This is a genomic window from Chryseobacterium nakagawai (genome assembly GCF_900637665.1).
Lineage (GTDB): Bacteria > Bacteroidota > Bacteroidia > Flavobacteriales > Weeksellaceae > Chryseobacterium > Chryseobacterium nakagawai.
Genome location: NZ_LR134386.1, coordinates 576,818 through 595,850 on the forward strand (window position 1 = coordinate 576,818; position 19,033 = coordinate 595,850).

Consider the following 19,033-nt stretch of genomic DNA (forward strand, 5'->3'; position numbering starts at 1 on the left):
AATTTGTATATCTATTAGGGCTCGTTTTTAGTCCCTTCAATTCCATAAGAATTTTGTATTTTCTTGCCATCATCATCTAAAGAATATAAAAGTTCTTTTTTGTCTTCTTTTACTACACTTACTTCGAATGGAACAATATTGACGACATCAATATGATCGGGAAGCCCGAGATGAAGAGTATATCCTTCGATGAATTTTTCATTTAATTCATCCACGCTGATGTTGATCGTTGGGTTAAATGTTTCCACAGAAACCCGATTTAAGGTTGTTCCTACCAATTTGGATTGTAACGGCCCCATCCCTTTTCTGAAAAGTTGATGTTGCAATGCATATCGAAACACATTTTCTTCCAGAGTGATTGGATTATGATAAGGTATTTTTTCTAAAACCTTTAGCAGGTGTTTGGTATTGTAAATAGTTCCATCAACTGAAAAAGGGTAGGACCAGTGCGTAATGTTTTTATCAGCATAATAATCCCATTCATAATAATTGTCCTTTTTCTGAATATAATCAGGGAATCCTTCAATATTATCACCTACATACATCCTGTAGGACGAGTTTTCGGGATCTTTTTTAAATTCAGAAAGAATATTTTCATCAAGAAAGACATCATTATAAAAAACACCGTCATCAGTGTTAAACATAATGAGTTCATGTCGGCTTTTTCGCAAAAGACCCTGAAGTAATCCTTTAAAATTATCCCCTTGTTTACTCTTTAGGTTTTTCTCAAGAAAGAATTTTATATTTTTTTTGTTGGTCAGCGTTCTGAAAAAAGCAGGATCAAACCATATTTCTTTTCTTTCTTCAAAGCGGATATTGGGATAGTTTTTATATTTTTCAATTAATTTTTTGTAGCCTAAATGATGATTGCCGGTGGTATGGTATAAAACTACCGTTTCATAATCATCTATTTTGATTCTTTTTAAAATGGTACTCAACAAGTAATCTACCTGCATGGCACGGTTATATGAAAAGATAATATTTAAAAGCATGATTAATTATTTTGAATGATAAGCACGGAAAAGGTATAACTTTTTGATTTCTGAACAGCAAGGAAAATTACACCAGGTGATTTTTGATTCCATTGACTTCAAAACTCATAGAATAGTTGCCTTTTTCTCTACGTCCAATAATCATAAAACGATTACTCATCACAATTATTTCATGAGAACTTTTCAGGTAAAAAAGGTCTACTGTGGTATTATCTACTTTTATCCTTATTCCTGAACTGATCTTCGTTATTAATTACAAAAACTATTGGCTATAAGCCAATAGTTTGTAAAGTTTATAAATTATATTATATGATTACTGACCAACAAGTTGTTTTAAATACTGACCATAACCACTTTTACCATATTTTACTGCTGTTTCCAGTAATTTTTCTTCGTTGATGAATTTATTTCTGAAAGCAATTTCCTCAATACATCCAATCTTGAAACCTTGTCTTTTTTCAATAACACTTACGAATTCCGAAGCATCATGAAGGGAATCAAAAGTTCCTGTATCCAGCCATGCTGTACCTCTGTCCAGAACCCCTACTTCAAGTTTTTCATTTTTAAGGTAAACATTGTTAATATCAGTGATTTCCAATTCTCCTCTTGCAGAAGGCTGGATGTTTTTAGCAATCTCCACAACGTTGTTGTCGTAAAAATATAGACCAGGTACTGCATAATTAGATTTAGGTTTCAAAGGTTTCTCTTCAATAGAAACTGCTTTGAAATTGTCATCAAATTCTACGACACCATATCTTTCAGGGTCTGCAACGTGGTAAGCAAAAACAACACCCCCATCCGGATTGGTTTTGTTTTTTAATAAAGTCCCCATTTCAGAACCATAGAAGATATTATCTCCTAAAACAAGAGCTGCAGGATCATTACCAATAAACTGATCGCCCAGAATAAAGGCTTGTGCCAGTCCATCCGGACTTGGCTGTACAACATATTCTATATTACAGCCAATTTGAGATCCATCACCTAAAAGTTTAATGAACCCGGCTTGATCATGTGGAGTCGTAATGATTAATATATCCTTAATTCCAGCCAGAAGAAGGGTGGATAGCGGATAGTAAATCATAGGTTTATCATAAACAGGCATTAATTGCTTGCTTACGGCAATTGTTAGAGGGTAAAGTCTTGTTCCGGAACCTCCGGCTAATATTATTCCTTTCATCTTTTTATTATTTGATATTCTCTATTCTAGGGAAGTAGAGCCTGCTCTTTTGATTAAATAAGGTCTAATTTAAGAAGCAATAAAATATGTTTCTTCAATCTTACTCAATCTTAATTATACTGGTTTTCGTAATATTTCTGATAATCTCCGCTGGTAACGTTTTCCAGCCATTCTTTATTTTCAAGATACCAATCGATGGTCTTTCCTAATCCTTCTTCAAATGTTACGGATGGTTTCCAGCCCAAATCTTTGTTTAATTTATTGGCATCAATAGCATAACGTTTATCGTGTCCCGGTCTATCTTTTACAAAAGTGATTAGTTTTTCAGAATGCCCTTCTGGTTTTCCTAATTTAGCATCCATTTGCTTAATCAGTTCTTTTACCAGGTCAATATTCTGCCATTCGTTGAATCCGCCAATATTGTATGTTTCACCCGTTTTAGCTTCATTGAATATCTGGTGAATAGCCCTTGCATGATCAATTACAAATAACCAGTCTCTTGTATACTTTCCGTCCCCATAAATAGGTAAAGGTTTTTCGTTAATGATATTGGAGATACAAAGAGGTATTAATTTTTCCGGGAAATGGTTGGGTCCATAGTTGTTTGAACAATTGGAGACAATAAACGGCATTCCATAAGTGTTTCCATAAGCTCTTACCAGGTGGTCTGAAGCAGCTTTTGATGCAGAGTAGGGAGATTGTGGATCATAAGAAGTGGTTTCAAGGAAGAATCCTGTTTCCCCTAAGCTTCCATATACTTCATCAGTGGACACATGATAGAATAAGTTTGTTCTTTTTTCATCCGGGAATCTGCCATGGGTATGATCCGGATTTAAGGTCCAGAATTCTTTACAAAGATTAAGGAGATTGGCTGTTCCGTTTACATTTGTGTTGATGAACGCCATTGGATCGGTGATACTTCTGTCAACATGACTTTCTGCAGCTAAGTGTACCACTGCATCTGGATTATATTTTTCAAAAACCTTTCTTAGTTCTTCAGGTTTTGTAATGTCTGCTTTTTCGAAAACATAATTAGGTTCATTTTCAATGTCCTTCAGGTTTTCTAAATTTCCGGCATAAGTAAGTGCATCAAGGTTGATAATCAAACTTTCCGGATTGTTTTTTACAAATTCTCTTACAACATGAGATCCAATAAATCCCGCTCCTCCTGTAATAATGATATTTTTCATTTCTTTATTTTGTAATTGTTTTTCTGCCTATACTTTTATAATAAAATCCTTTTTGCTGTGGGATTTCAAGCGGATACATATTCCTTCCGTCAAAAATAACCTTATTTTTCATTTTCTTAGCCATAAGGTCAAAATTAGGATTCTTAAACTCTGGCCATTCCGTAGCAATAAATAAGGCATCTACATCTTCCAAGGCATCATACATTCCTTTAGCATATTGAATTTTGTCTCCCAATAATTTTTGAACATTCGTTTCAGCAACTGCATCATAGGCTACAATTATTGCGCCTTTTTCTAATAAAAGAGCAATGTTGTCTAAAGAAGAAGCTTCTCTGATGTCATCCGTATTGGCTTTGAAAGCAAGCCCCCACATAGCAATCTTTTTTCCTTCTATATTTCCACCAAAGTATTTTTCAATTTCTGAAACAAGAATGACCTTCTGGGAAGTATTTACGTTTTCTGTAGCTTCCAGAATCTGGAAGTTGAAATCTTCCTGTTTTCCTGATTTTATAAGTGCTTTTACGTCTTTAGGGAAACAGCTTCCGCCGTATCCGATGCCAGGGAACAGGAATCTGTGTCCAATTCTGTCATCGCTACCCATCCCTAATCTTACCTTATCTACATCAGCTCCTACTTTTTCACAGTAGTTTGCAATTTCATTCATAAAGGTAATCTTTACAGCCAGGAATGAATTGGCTGCATATTTTGTAAGTTCAGATGATTTTTCATCCATGAAAATAATTGGGATACCCGTATTGGTAAATGGCTGATAAATTTTAGCCATAATATCTTTAGCTCTTTCAGAACTTGCTCCTACAACTACTCTTGCCGGATTCATGGAATCTTCAACAGCAAACCCTTCTCTTAAAAATTCAGGATTGGAAACAACATCAAAAGGAATGTTCGTTTTAGAAGATATGGTTTCTCTTACTCTGTCTGCTGTGCCTACAGGAACAGTGCTCTTATTAACAACAACTTTATACTCGGTCATCTGTTCTCCAATATCATTTGCTACCTTCAATACATAAGAAAGATCCGCTGAGCCATCTTCTCCGGGAGGAGTAGGTAATGCTAAATAGATTACTTCACTTTTGTCTAAAGCTTCTTTTAAGTTGGTCGTGAAAAATAATCTTTCAGATTGGATATTTCTAAGAAACATCTCTTCAAGGTTCGGCTCATAGATGGGAACGATGCCGTTTTTCATACCTTCTACTTTTTTTTCATCAATATCAACACAGTATACTGAATTGCCAAGTTCTGCAAGAGTAGTTCCTGTAACTAATCCTACGTAGCCTGTTCCTACAATTGTTATATTCAAAATGTTTTTGTTTTTAAAATTCAAAGACAAAAATAATAAAAATACCTTCATTTGCTTCTTTAATTTAATGTAAATGAATTTCGTTCTATTTGCTTGATAATAAGATAATTTTGCATTTTTAGAAAAAAAGCGTATATTTGCAATGGATTTACGGAAAAAATGAGAAGGCTTCGCAAGAAAGCCTTTTTTCGTACTGTAAATCAACATAAAAGAATGTATGGAGTTTAAAAAAAGAATTGAAGAATTATTAAATGAATTCCTTGAGACCAGAAAAGATCTTTTTCTTATTGATCTTAAAATTTCTGCTGGGGATGATGTTACAGTGATTTTAGATGGTGATAATGGAGTTTCTTTGCAGGACTGCCTTGATGCTAGCCGTGCGATAGAATTCAATATGGATCGTGAAGAACATGACTTTAGCCTTCAGGTAATGTCTGCAGGATTAAGCGAACCATTAGTAACACCAAGACAGTTCAATAAAAACATAGGAAGAGAGATTGAGGTGATGCTGGAGGATTCTTCTAAAATTGAAGGAGAATTGTCAAAAGTAGACGAAGAGAAAATCACTCTTGTTTTACGTTACCGTAAACCGAAGGATATCGGGAAAGGAAAGGTGGATGTGGAAGAGGAAAAAGAAATTCCTTACACGGAGATCAAAAAGGCATTGGTAGTAATTAAATTTTAAAAAAGAAAAAAGAATAGATGGATAATATAGCGTTGATTGAATCCTTTGGTGATTTTAAAGACGAAAAAGGGATCAGTAAGATTGATCTTATGGCGATTATTGAGGATTCACTGAAGACACTTTTGAGAAAAAGATTCGATTCAGATGACCACTTTGATGTGATTGTAAACCCGGATAAAGGAGATTTTCAGATATTTTTGAATAAAACAATTGTAGAGGACGAAATGTCTGAAGATGATGATTTGGAGATTGAAATTTCTGAAGCAAAGAAGATTGACCCTACCTTCGAAGTGGGTGAGGATTTTACAATGGAAATTCCTGTTGCACAATTGGGAAGAAGGAATATCCTTACCCTGAAGCAAATTTTGGCTACAAAACTTCAAGAGCATAACAATGCTATGCTGTATGAACAGTTTAGAGATAAAATTGGTGAAATCGTTGTAGGTGAAATTCACCACATCCGTCACAAACATGTAATCTTGTTGGATGACGAAGGAAACGAATTCATTTTACCAAAAGAAAACCAGATCCCATCCGATTTCTTTAAAAAAGGTGAGAATATCAGAGCTATTGTTGAGACAGTAGATTTTAAAGGTTCAAAACCGCAGATTATTATTTCCAGAACTGCACCTAAATTCCTTGAGAAATTATTAGAGCTGGAAATTCCTGAGATCCAGGATGGAACAATCATGCTGAAAAAAGTAGTGAGAATTCCTGGCGAAAAGGCAAAGATTGCAGTAGATGCTTATGATGACAGAATTGATCCGGTAGGAGCTTGTGTGGGTGTTAAAGGATCCAGAATTCATGGAGTAGTAAGAGAATTGAGAAATGAAAACATCGACGTTATTCAGTGGTCTAAAAACCCTGAGATTTTGGTGAAGAGAGCTTTAGGAAATGTAACTGTTAACAAAATTGATATCAACGAAGATGCGAACTATGCATTAGTTTACACTCCTGTTGAAGAGATTTCTAAAGTAATCGGAAAACAAGGACAGAATATTAGACTGGCTTCTTGGTTGTCAGGATATGAGATTGATGTTTACAGAGAGTCCAGTGAGGATGACGATGTTGAATTGAGAGAATTTAATGACGATATCGAGCAGTGGATTTTGGATGAGTTTAAGAAAGTAGGACTTACAACTGCAAAATCAGTATTGGATAAAGAAACTGAGAGTCTTTTAAATATGGTTGACCTTGAAGAAGAAACAATTGAAGAGGTTAAGCGTATTCTGAGAGAAGAATTTGAAGATTAAGATTTAAAATAGATCTTAATAAAACAGTAAAAAGGAAATACTTTAATTTTAAAAATTAAAAAACAGTAAATAATATAGATGCCAAAAATTAGATTAAATAAAGCGGTTAAGGAATTCAATATTTCGATGTCCAGATTAGTAGAATTTTTACAATCAAAGGGTTTCGAGGTTGAAGGCAATCCTAACGCTCAATTGGAAGAATCGGCATATTCTGCATTGGAAGCTGAGTTTGCTAAAGATGGCGAACAAAGAAAAGCTTCCCATGAGGTGGTGATCACTAAAGTTCCGGAAGAAAAACTGGAAATTGAAGAAAAGAAAACCCCTGAAGTGATAAGAGCTAAAGCAAACAAACCAGAAACTAAAATTTTAGGTAAGATAGATCTAGAACCTGCTAAACCTGAAGTTGAAGAAACCCCTGCAGCTCCTGTAGCGACACCGGTGGAAGAAAAGAAAGAAGAAATAGTGAAAGAAGAACCGGAAGTAAAAGCAGCTCCTGAAAAGCAGGAATTTAAAGTTTTGGATAAAATTGATTTGTCTCAGATAGAATCTAGAAATAGACCTGTAAAAAAAGACAAACCAAAAATGGAGGAGAAAAAAGAAGAAGCAAAACCGGTTGAACCTGTAAAAGAAACTCCAAAACCAGTGGTAGAAGAGAAAAAAATAGAAGCTCCAAAAGTGGAAGCTGAACCTGAGTCTCAGGAACCTCAAAAAATTGAAACTGTTTATCAGAAACTGGACGGTCCTAAGATCGTAGGTGAAAAAATTGATTTAACTCAGTTTGCACCAAAACCAGGAGCTGGTGCCAAAAAGAAAAGAAAGAGAATTGAAAAGCCAGGTGGAGGTCCAAATAACCAAGGCCAAGGTGGAAACAATCAAAACTCTGGAAATAATAACCAAGGCCAAGGTGGCCAGGGTGGAAACCGTCCGCACAATAATAATGGTGGTGGACAAGGTGGAAACCGTCAAGGACAAGGTGGACAAGGAAATCGTCCACAAGGTCAAGGCGGAAACCGTTTCGGAAATAACCAAGGTGGAAACCGTCCAGGTGGCCAAGGTGGTGGATTTAAGAAAGGAGGTCAAAACAACAGACCTGGTCAAAGAGTTATGCCAGTCGAATTAACTGACGAACAAGTTAAAAACCAGATCAAGGAAACCTTAGAAAAACTTACCAATAAAGGAGGTAAATCTAAATCTGCAAAACACAGAAAAGATAAGAGAACTTATCGTAGAGAACAGGATGAGCGTCAGCAGGAGCTTGAAGCACAAGACAGAACGCTGAAAGTAACAGAATTTATTACGGTAGGAGAATTAGCGAGCTTAATGAACGTTTCTCCAACTGAAGTAATCTCTGCATGTTTCTCACTTGGGGTAATGGTTACCATGAACCAAAGACTGGAAGCTGATACCTTATTGTTGGTAGCTGATGAATTCGGTTATAAGATTGAATTCTCTGATGCAGATCTTGAAGATACAGAATCAGAAGATGAAATTGATACTGAAGAAAGCTTGGTGTCAAGAGCACCAGTAGTTACGGTAATGGGACACGTTGACCACGGTAAAACTTCATTACTGGATTATGTGAGAAAAACTAACGTAATTGCAGGTGAATCTGGAGGTATTACTCAGCACATTGGTGCTTATAATGTGAAACTGGAAAACGGTCAGAGAATTACCTTCTTAGATACACCAGGTCACGAAGCGTTTACAGCGATGAGAGCGAGAGGTGCTCAGATCACGGATATTGCAATTATTGTAATTGCTGCTGATGATGATGTAATGCCACAAACGAAAGAAGCTATTGCTCACGCTCAGGCTGCACAGGTACCAATGATTATTGCAATTAACAAAGTTGATAAACCAAATGCAAATCCTGATAACATTCGTCAACAACTTTCAGGTTTAAACCCTCCGGTTTTAGTGGAAGAATGGGGAGGAAATGTTCAGGCTCAGGAAATCTCTGCAAAGTTTGGTAATAATGTAGATGTATTATTGGAGAAAGTTTTATTACAGGCTGAAATGCTTGAATTAAAAGCAAATCCTGATCGTTCTGCAAATGGTGTTGTTATTGAAGCATCTCTTGATAAAGGTAGAGGGTATGTTGCTACAATGTTGGTACAGACTGGAACCTTAAGAGTAGGAGATTATGTAGTAGCGGGTAAAAATCATGGTAAAGTAAAAGCCTTACTTGATGAAAGAGGGAAAAACCTTGCGGAAGCAGGTCCTTCAATCCCTGCAACAATCCTAGGTTTAGATGGAGCACCAACAGCTGGTGATAAATTCCGAGTATATGCTGACGAAAGTGAAGGTAAAGCTATCGCTAACAAGAGAGAGCAGCTTCAGAGAGAACTTTCTATCAGAACGAAAAAGCATACAACGCTTGAAGAATTGGGTAGACGTATTGCTTTAGGAGAATTCAAAGAATTGAATATTATCCTTAAAGGTGACGTGGATGGTTCTGTGGAAGCACTTTCTGATCAATTACAAAGATTGTCAACAGAGGAAATCAGTGTAAAAATTCTTCACTCAGGTGTAGGACAGATTACAGAATCAGATATCAACCTAGCAGCAGCATCAGATGCTATTATCATTGGATTTAATGTAAGAGCTGGTGCTAATGCAAAAGAACTTGCAGACCGTGAGGAAATTGAGATCAGAACATATTCTGTAATCTATAAAGCAATCGACGAAGTAAAAGAAGCGATGGAGGGAATGCTTTCTCCTGAAATTCAAGAGCAGGTAATTGGTAATGTTGAGATCCGTGAGGTATTCAAGATTTCTAAGGTTGGTTCAATTGCAGGATGTATGGTTCTTACCGGAAAAGTTACAAGACAGTCGAAAGTACGTTTGTTAAGAGACGGTATTGTGAAATTTGACGGAGAGCTTGAAAGCTTGAAGCGTTTCAAAGACGATGTGAAAGAAGTAACAAAAGGTTATGAATGTGGTCTGAACTTAAAAGGTTATAACGATATTGAAATCGGAGATATTCTTGAAGTTTACGAAGAAGTAGCTGTTAAGAAAAAGCTGAAATAATATTCAGATACGAATATAAAATAAGCCGTCTCAATGAGACGGCTTATTTTTGTTTGCATTCACTTTGTTTAAATCTCTTTTTTCTAAACCTATCGATTTCCTTTCATTGTAATTTTTTCAAATATTTATTTTAGTATAGGTTTGAATTGAAAACTAATGTATTGAATGTTAAAATTATTTTTTTTATTAATGACCGAAGTATTGGATACGCAATAGGTTGTCTGCTAGATCTTTTTAGTAGAATATGGGTAAGCGATGGGACTGTAAATAAATGTATAAAACTTTATATCCTGTCAAAACTGATTGATTTTTTTTACTTTTAAACGCCTATTTAACTGAAAATTAGCACTTTTGTAATTTAGATTGATTATAAATAAATTTTTTCACGTCGAATTATTAATTGTTAAATCCCATTTTAAAACGGTTATTTTTTATTTTCATAAATAAATGTGGGAAAATATTGCGAATCTTTCTGTTTTGTGGGGGGTGTTCCTGGTGTATTGTGAATGAAATTGATCTATCTGTGCATATAAAATTTGCTAGTGTTAATATTTATTAACATATTTGCCTCTAAAATATATTAAAATTTGTTAATATGAATGTTAAACTACGTGTATTAAGTGCTGGAGCATTGTTCTTCTTGGGGCAAGCAGCTTTTGCACAGACAACAAAAAAAGATACGGCTAATGCAACTCAGATTGAGGAAGTTGTAATGGTTGGGTTCGGCCAGAAAAAAACAATTCAGGAAATGACAGGGTCTGTTAGTACCATGTCTGCTAAATCAATTGAAGATATTCCTGTTGCTTCTGTCGACAAAATGTTGCAGGGTAGAGTTGCTGGGGTACAGACAGGTTCTGCCTCTGGACAACCTGGAGGTATGACGAATGTTCGTGTTCGTGGTATTTCTTCAATTAATGGAGTATCTTCACCTATTTATATTGTTGATGGGGTAAGGATTTCTTCAGGAGATGTATCAAAACAGACTACTACTTCAAATGCTTTAGCAGGTCTGAATCCTGATGATATTGAAAATGTAACAGTTCTTAAAGACGCAGTTTCTACTGCTGTTTATGGTGCTGATGCTGGTGCTGGGGTAATTGTTATTACAACAAAAAGTGGTAAAAAAGGTAAACCAAAATTCAATGTTGCATTCAATAGCGGTTTTAATGACAGAGCAATAAAACCACACGACTCTTTTAATACTGCAGATTGGAGAACTTATTTACTTCAGGCATATTCAAACCGTGATAATAAGACATATACAGCTGCTCAGATTGCTGCTGGTGCTGTAGGTGCTAATGCTGCAGGCGTTTTTAGCGCAGGCGATCAAACTACAGATTGGCAGAATGCAACCCAGAAAAAGGGATATCAGCAAAATCTTGATATTAGTATGTCAGGAGGAAATGATAAATTTACATATTACTCATCCTTTAATTACTTTAACCAAGAAAGTGTTGTTAGAGGGTCTTATTTTAATAGAATTGCTTTTACAAATAAATTATCATATCAGGCAACAGATAAACTTAAAGTAAGTACAGATTTCCAGTTCTCATATGGTAAAATTAGTACACTAAGTAATGGAGGTGCGTTTTCAAACCCTATTCTTACACAATATTTTAACAGACCAACTGACCCTATAAGAAATTCTGATGGAACTTGGAATTTTGGAGATGGAGGAAGATTAAGTAATGGAAATTTCAACTCTGCAGCTTTACAAGATTTGAATTATGTGCGTGGAGGCACATTCAGAGCTTTTGCAAATTTAAATGTTGAATATAAAATCTTAAAAAATCTTACATACAGATTCGTATTCTCTCCTGAATATATTAATTTAGAAGAAGATACATATTGGAATCCGATACACGGTGACGGTGCCAATTATGGAGGATACCAAAAAACGGGTGTTAACCGATTTTTTAATTTCAACGTACAAAATATCTTAGATTTTAATTATAGACTTGATCGTCATAATTTTGGAGCTTCATTAATCCAGGAAGCCTATAAAAAAGATAATAAATATTTAACTGCAACTGGAATTACTGTTGGTACTCCAACATTACAGACTCTAACTAATTTTATTGTTCCTTTTGGATATCAAGGAGAGAACGAAATTTCATCTCGTTACGGATACGCTGTTACAGGTCACTATGACTATGATAAGTTAGTGATGTTAGATGCGTCATACAGACGTGATATCCTTTCGCAGTTTCTTCCAGGAAAGAAAGCTGGTAACTTTTGGTCTGTTGGGGTAGGTTTAGATGTAGCACGATTTGATGTTATTAAAAATATTGATGCAATCTCAATGTTGAAATTTAGAGCATCTTATGGTAAGCTAGGAAATCAGGTTTTAGCTAATCCTTATGCTACATATTCTTATACAACTAACTATAATGATTTTGCTGCAGCATCTATAAATAGAGTTTTCAATCCTAACTTATCTTGGGAAACAGTAAACCCTTTCAATGTTGGATTTGATTTTGGATTCTTCAAAAACAGATTAACAATTAGTGCAGAATATTATAACAAGAAAACAAAAGATCTAATCTATAATATTCCATTATCTGGAGCTCAGGGGGGTATGGATCCTGATGAAACCAATAACCCAAATAGAAACAACTATCTTGTTGATAATATTGGAACGTTGGTTAACAAAGGTTTTGAATTTTCTGTAAATGGAGATATCTTTAGAGGAGATAGAAACCAATTTAATTGGTCTGTTGGGGCTAATTTATCCACATTGAACAATGAGATTACAGAATTATATGGACAACCTGTTAATGCTGCTACTACAACTGTTAGAGTTGGTGAGGGAGTAAGAACATTCTATTTAAGAAAGTGGGCAGGAGTAGATCCAAATAATGGTGATCCACTTTGGTATATTAATGGAGTTGATGGTGCAACGACTAATGATTATAATAAAGCTCAACAAGCTGTACAAGGGTCTTTCTTAAGTAATGTATTTGGTGGAGCTAATACTTCCCTTTCTTATAAAGGATTCTCTCTAGATTTACAGTTTACTTATGGCTTTGGGGGTAAAATTTATGATAACTGGGCTAACTACCTTTACTCTGATGGACAGTATTCTGTTAATTACCCAGGATATGGTGATGTAATGGGAGATTATTGGACTCCTACAAATACGGGAGCATCTAATCCAAAACCAATTATTGGTGGTAACAAGAGATCAAACCAAGCGTCAACAAGATTCTTATATAAATCCGATTACATTCGCTTAAGTAATGCAAGATTAGGATACACATTCGATAGTGATTTCCTTAAGGGATCAGGTCTTGGTTCAGTACAAGTATATGTAATGGCTAATAATGCTTGGACTTATAGATTTGATAAAAATCTTAAGTTTGACCCTGAAACCAATATTTCTGGATTTACAGATCTAAACTTACCAGTATTGAAATCATTCTTATTTGGTGTTAATTTAAGTTTTTAAAAATTAGAAGAAATGAAAAATAGAATTATAAAAGTAGCATTGTTATCTATAGGACTTTTGGCAGTTAATGTCTCTTGTAGTGATGATTTTGTAGAGAGAGAATTCTTTCAGGAAGTAGAGCAGGGGCCTTTGAAAACTGTTCAGGAAGTAGAATCGTTTGTTAGAGGAACTTATTCAGGGATGAGAAGCCAATACTATTATGGATGTGATTTTATGGCTTATGGCGAAATAAGATCTGATGAAATGGTGAGTAATGGTGCAAGTGGCTACTATCAAAATGTTTTGGCTTATACTCAAGTTGCAGCTGATGGATATGCAAAAGATACTTGGACCTTTATTTATCGGACTGTAGCAAATGCTAATGTTGTTATTAATACAGATATTAGTTCATTTAAACCTGATGATAAGGATTATGCTGGTTTCTTACAAGGACAGGCTTATGCAATAAGAGCTCTAAACTTTTTTGATTTGTTACGTGTATATGGTCAAAAATATACAGGAGCTCCAACAAGCTTAGGAATCGTTTTACCTTTAAAATATGATCCAAAGGCGTTGCAGGCAAGAAGTACTATCGCTGAAACAGAAGCCCAGATTGAAGCTGACTTTACTAAAGCTTTAGAGCTTATGGAAGAGCATGGTGGTTGGGATTCTGGTACTAGTAATAGAACTGAATTATCAATAGATGGTTTAAAGGGGTTAATGGCTAGATTCTATCTTTACAAAGGGAATTATGCTAAAGTTAGAGAACTGGCAAGTGATATTATTGATGGTGGTGCTTATTCAGTCGTGGGTACTGCTAATCTTCAAGGTTCGTATACGTTTTCAATGAATGGTTCTGCTCCTAATTCAATTTTTGAATTGGCAGTAGGAAATACAGGGGCACTTGGAACAGCTTCTTACAGACATAAATTGAGTAACAATGGATATGCAAATGTTGTTGTGAATGCCAGTACTTATGCTCTATATAAAGCTAATGATGTCAGAAGAGATCTTATAACAAAATCTGGGACTACTTATTACTTGTCATTTTTGACTGGAACTGGTGCAACTAGAGGTAAGTATATGAACTCAGCTGGAGCTGATAATATTAAAATGTTACGTTTTGAAGAAATTCTTCTTGATGGTATTGAAGCTGAATTAAACGGAGGTAACCCAGCAAAAGCTCTTGCATACTATAAACAATTGGTTGGAAACAGATGGACAGATATTAAAGATACTAATGGTAATGTTATTCAAACGGTTGCCCAACAATTGGCTGCAGTAAGCTCTATAGATATGGCAGAACTGAAGAAAGAAAGAACAAGAGAGCTTCTTGGTGAAGGATTAAGACAATGGGATCTTAGAAGATGGGGTGATGCTGTACCTAGACCTACAGGTGCTAGTGCAGATCCATTCTTAAATGCCTTCCCTATTCCGTTGGCAGAAACTAATGTTGGAGCTGTTCAGCCAAACCAAGGTTATGATAATTTTAAATAATGCTTTTTGAGAAATTAAATAAGTATTTTATAAAAAAAACCGCTAATTAGCGGTTTTTTTTATAAAAACTGATTCGGAAAAATATTATCTTTACAAATATCAATATCATATAATATGAAAAAATTTTGTTTATCTCTATTTTTGTTGTCAGCAACATTAAGCGTCTATGCACAAACAGGCAATGACAACGTTTTTATGTCCAGTGATAAAATCTTTACACTGGGCGGAAAAAGAGTGAAAGGTGGTGAATATAAAATAGATGGAAATCCATACACTAATAGTAAAAACTTTGAAAAGGTTGTTATTGATGGATATTCTAAAAATGTACAAGACCTTCGTTATAATGCATATGCTGATGAAATGGAATACCTGGATAAGAAAGATACTTATTATGCTGATAAAACAGAAGGCTTAACGATTACTTTCCCATCATTGAAAAAAACTTATATTGTTAAACGCTATACCTATATGGGTAATGATAAGTTTGGATATCTTGTACTTTTAAGTAAAAAAGATGGAAAGTATGGGTTGTTTAAGCGCGAAAAAGTAGAACTTATTCCTGGTGAGAAGAGCCCAAACGCTTTTGGTAAAGATGCTAATGATTATTATGCAAAAGAAAAAGATATTTACTTAGTATCAAATGGTAGTATATTCTATAAACTTCCTAAAAATGTAAATGAATTAGCAGAGCAGCTTTCTTTAGATAAAAACAAGGTTCAGGATTTTGCTAAATCCAATAAGATCAACTTTAATAAAGAAGAAGATTTAGTGAAATTGTTTGATTTTATTAATAAATAACGCTGCTAAAGATCCTAGAGGATGAATCTATAAAGTAAAAGCCTGCTGCAGAAATGTGGCAGGCTCTTTTATTTACTATTATTTCTTATTTTTGCTGTACAATAATGAATAATGAAGTATATCCTTTTCATAATCACTTTCTTCGGCTTCGCTGCCAGTGCACAAGTTGTTAAAACAGAAGATGCCAAAAAGCCTAAACAGCCAGAAGATACTCTGGTGATAGACTCCGGGAAGAAAGATTCCTTAAAAATTTTTAAACCAACGATCAACGATTATCAATATCAGACTCAGTTTTCAGAAAAAAAAGTTTTTGATACGGTAATGACTTCCAATAAAACTTATATTTTCTCACAATATAATAATAACGATAACTTTGGAAGAATACAGCCTGCTAATATCGGGTCAGGATTTAATCCATTGGTATTTGAAGTGAATGCAGAGCAGAATTTATCCTTATTGCCTTCCAATAAATCGTATATGATTTTGGGTGCAAATGATGTGAAGTATTACGATGTGAAAACACCTACTGCAACATTTATCTATCATAATGCAATGAGGAATGGAGCTGCGCTGAACTCTACTTATACTCAAAATATTGGAAAAAGATTCAACTTTTCCATTGAGTATATGGGACTTCGTTCACAGGGGCTTTACAGAAACTCCCTTGCTGCAAATAACAATACCATTTTTTCCGGACATTATGTTTCGAAAAGCGGAAACTATGAACTCTTCGCACACTATCTTCATCAGAATGTTAACAACCAGGAAAGTGGAGGGATTACTGAAGATAACCTGTTCCAAAGTGGAGACAGCAATTATAAAAACAGACAGAATGCTCAGGTTAATCTGGCGTCAACGAGTTCGCAATTTGCTTATAGAAGATATTATCTCAGCCATCAGTTTACTCCATTCAATGCAGAGAAATTCCCTTTTAGCATCAGACATACCATCTCTCATCAGGGGAATAAATATTATTATAATCAGGGAGCATTAGAAGGGTATTGGTATAAGGTTGCTGCAGATTTAGTTAATGGATTTCCTTTGACAACAAAAAAATATTCCAGCAATCTAAGTAATACATTGAGCTTAGTTTTTAATAATGAAAAATTTAAGCTAGATGCCGGAGTACGTTACCAGATGATTAAGTTTGGAATAAATGATATTGTTGCTCTTGATGGGGTACCTTTTCCTAATGAACTTAAAGAGAACAGAATCGGAGCCGTTGGAAATCTGCAGGTAAAACTTTGGGATAAAGTTCAGTTGAATTCATTCCTTGAGTTTTCAAATGGAAGTCAGTTTAAAAGCTATTTAAGAACGACAAACAATCTAAAGTTTGAGCCAATAAAAGATTATTTTGTGAATGCAAAAGTGAACTTTCAGAGTGCTTATCCATCATTCAATTACTTATTGAATACTTCTGTTTATAATAATTTTAATTATTATCTTGAAAATGCCAAGAACCAATCTGTAATGGAGCTTGGAGGGAGTATTAATCTGAAATGGTTTAAGACAGAACTTTTTGCAAACTATTTCAGAATTGACAACTATACTTATTTTGATAGCAACGCAGCTCCTAAACAAAGTGAGAATTCATTGAGTATTTCTCAGGTTGGAGGTGACGCTACATTCAGCTATGGAAAATTCCATTTGAATACAAGACTGCATTTCCAAAATGCATTAACGAATAAAAATCTGCTGCCAATGCCAAGTTTTGTGGGAAGAGCAAATTTCTTCTATCAAACGCAGGCGTTTAAAAAGGCTGCAGAAATTCAGGCAGGGCTTAAAGTATATTACTTCTCTAAATTTAATTCTAGAGAATACTTCCCTGTTCTTAATGAATATGTTCTTCCCGGTACTAATTCATTTTCTATTGGAGGGCAGCCTATCGCCGATCTTTATGTTAATATGAAGGTGAAAAAAATGTTCTTTTTCATAGAAGGGCAGCAGGTAGGAACCTTTATTTCTAATAACAAAGCTTATGCATTTCCACACTATCCGGTGTATGATTTCAGACTGAATATCGGAATTGTGTGGTATTTGTTCAACTAAAAACGATACAGGTTGAAAACAATTAATAAAATATCATTTAATGATATAGAAAGCATACCTCAATTGGTAAAAGATTTTTTGAATCATGATATTGAAGGTTTTGAAAATAAAACATTTTCTGTAGAGCATTTCAGCGAGCAGATTCACTTGAAAAAAGATTCTTTTTCTTCAGAACAGAGGAATATATTATATGATGTATTTGAAAAGCAGTTGTCAGATCTTACCCTTTCTTCAAAGCAGAGAGAACATCTTGAACATCTAAGATTGCCAAACACTTTTACCATTACAACGGGACATCAATTGAATCTGTTTTCAGGACCGGTTTTCTTTGTCTATAAAATTTTACAGACTATTAAAACCTGTGCTTATCTTAAAGAACATTTTCCAGATTTTAATTTTGTTCCAGTATATTGGATGGCTTCTGAAGATCATGATTTTGCTGAGATCAACCACTTTAAAACGGAGAATAATTATTATGAAATTAATGAGAAATCCGGTGGTCCTGTAGGCAGAATCAAAATTAATGATACTTACTTTATCTCTGAATTTGAAAAAGAATTCAAAGATTCAGTTTTTGGTACAGAATTGATCTTAATGTTGAAAGAAGCCTATAAGGTTGGAAATACTTTGACGCAAGCGATCCAGATTTTGGTAAACCGTCTTTTTTCTGAATTTGGATTGTTGATATTGGATGGAGATTCAAAAGAGCTTAAAGAACAGATTAAGGAGGTCTTTAAAGATGAGTTAGTTCATTTCAGTTTACAGAAAAGTTCAAAGGATAAAGTAGATTTCCTGACTAAAAAATATGGTAAGGTTCAGGTGAACCCTCGGGAAATTAATCTTTTTTATCTTTCCGAAACGAGAGACAGAATAGATTTTAATGGACAGAAATACATTGTTGTAGATACAGATATTCAGTTTACAGAGGAAGAAATTGTTGCTGAGCTTGAAAGTTATCCAGAAAAATTCAGCCCGAATGCTTTAATGCGTCCGGTTTATCAGGAAAAAGTATTACCGAATCTTGCCTATATCGGAGGGAATGCTGAAATTATGTATTGGCTGGAACTGAAAGATTATTTTTCAAAATTAAATATTCCGTTCCCAATTCTGATTCCAAGAAATTCTATGCTTTTCCTGAAAGAGAAAACATTAGGGAAAATTGAAAAACTGAATCTTAAAATAGAAGATTTCTTCCAGAATTTTACAGTAATTACCAATCACAAAATTTTAAATAATAATCCTATTTTAGAATTACTCAATACAAAAGAAGAAATACTGGTTAACAGTTTTATTGCATTAAAAGCATCTGCCGAAACTACGGAAAAATCCTTTGGAAATATGGTGAAAGCAGAAGAGGTAAGACAGTTGAAATCATTTAAAAGAATGAAAAAACGTCTTCTTCATGCAGAAAAAATAAAGCAGAATGAATTATTGGAAAGACTTGAAAGATTGTTTTTAGATGTACATCCTTCCAAAACATGGCAGGAAAGAGTTTTCAACTTTAGTGTATTCTTTTCAGATGAAGGCTATCCATGGCTTGAAAATTGTTTGGAAGAAATGGTGGTTCAAGATTCCAAATTAATAATTGTTGCCATTTAATTTTAAAGAAGTATTTTT

General features: G+C 34.6%; 12 protein-coding genes. 8 read left to right on the plus strand and 4 right to left on the minus strand.

Annotation, left to right across the window (positions count from 1 at the left end):
* Window positions 1-14: 14 nt before the first annotated feature.
* The 4 genes from EL260_RS02650 to EL260_RS02665 form a co-directional block, all read right to left on the minus strand.
* Entirely contained in the window at window positions 15-992 is a 978-nt protein-coding gene (locus tag EL260_RS02650; RefSeq protein WP_123858741.1) for a hypothetical protein, read from the minus strand.
* A gap of 313 nt (window positions 993-1,305) precedes the next feature.
* A complete protein-coding gene (rfbA, locus tag EL260_RS02655) occupies window positions 1,306-2,169 on the minus strand; it encodes a glucose-1-phosphate thymidylyltransferase RfbA (protein ID WP_123858742.1) in 864 nt (287 codons plus the stop codon).
* 110 nt (window positions 2,170-2,279) lie between these two features.
* Window positions 2,280-3,359, minus strand: coding sequence for a dTDP-glucose 4,6-dehydratase (gene rfbB / locus EL260_RS02660; protein WP_123858743.1), 1,080 nt, complete (start codon window positions 3,357-3,359; stop codon window positions 2,280-2,282).
* A gap of 4 nt (window positions 3,360-3,363) precedes the next feature.
* A complete protein-coding gene (locus EL260_RS02665; RefSeq protein WP_123858744.1) occupies window positions 3,364-4,677 on the minus strand; it encodes a UDP-glucose dehydrogenase family protein in 1,314 nt (437 codons plus the stop codon).
* A gap of 217 nt (window positions 4,678-4,894) precedes the next feature.
* Between EL260_RS02665 and rimP the strand changes: the two genes are divergently transcribed.
* The 8 genes from rimP (at window position 4,895) to bshC (ending at window position 19,015) form a co-directional block, all read left to right on the plus strand.
* Entirely contained in the window at window positions 4,895-5,362 is a 468-nt protein-coding gene (gene rimP, locus EL260_RS02670; RefSeq protein ID WP_123858745.1) for a ribosome assembly cofactor RimP, read from the plus strand.
* A 17-nt stretch (window positions 5,363-5,379) separates the two neighbouring features.
* Window positions 5,380-6,615 (plus strand): transcription termination factor NusA, encoded by a 1,236-nt coding sequence (gene nusA, locus EL260_RS02675; RefSeq protein WP_089734773.1) that lies wholly within the window; start codon window positions 5,380-5,382, stop codon window positions 6,613-6,615.
* A gap of 78 nt (window positions 6,616-6,693) precedes the next feature.
* Window positions 6,694-9,645: a translation initiation factor IF-2 gene (gene infB, locus EL260_RS02680; protein WP_123858746.1), complete on the plus strand. Its 2,952-nt coding sequence runs from the start codon at window positions 6,694-6,696 to the stop codon at window positions 9,643-9,645.
* 595 nt (window positions 9,646-10,240) lie between these two features.
* Complete coding sequence (locus EL260_RS02685; RefSeq protein WP_123858747.1) at window positions 10,241-13,093, plus strand: SusC/RagA family TonB-linked outer membrane protein; 2,853 nt, start codon at window positions 10,241-10,243, stop codon at window positions 13,091-13,093.
* 39 nt (window positions 13,094-13,132) lie between these two features.
* Window positions 13,133-14,569 (plus strand): RagB/SusD family nutrient uptake outer membrane protein, encoded by a 1,437-nt coding sequence (locus tag EL260_RS02690; RefSeq protein WP_228445285.1) that lies wholly within the window; start codon window positions 13,133-13,135, stop codon window positions 14,567-14,569.
* Between the two features lie 114 nt (window positions 14,570-14,683).
* On the plus strand, window positions 14,684-15,367 hold the full coding sequence (locus tag EL260_RS02695; RefSeq protein WP_123858749.1) for a hypothetical protein: 684 nt from the start codon (window positions 14,684-14,686) through the stop codon (window positions 15,365-15,367).
* A gap of 111 nt (window positions 15,368-15,478) precedes the next feature.
* Complete coding sequence (locus EL260_RS02700; protein ID WP_123858750.1) at window positions 15,479-17,416, plus strand: putative porin; 1,938 nt, start codon at window positions 15,479-15,481, stop codon at window positions 17,414-17,416.
* Between the two features lie 12 nt (window positions 17,417-17,428).
* Window positions 17,429-19,015: a bacillithiol biosynthesis cysteine-adding enzyme BshC gene (gene bshC, locus EL260_RS02705; protein WP_123858751.1), complete on the plus strand. Its 1,587-nt coding sequence runs from the start codon at window positions 17,429-17,431 to the stop codon at window positions 19,013-19,015.
* Window positions 19,016-19,033: the final 18 nt, after the last annotated feature.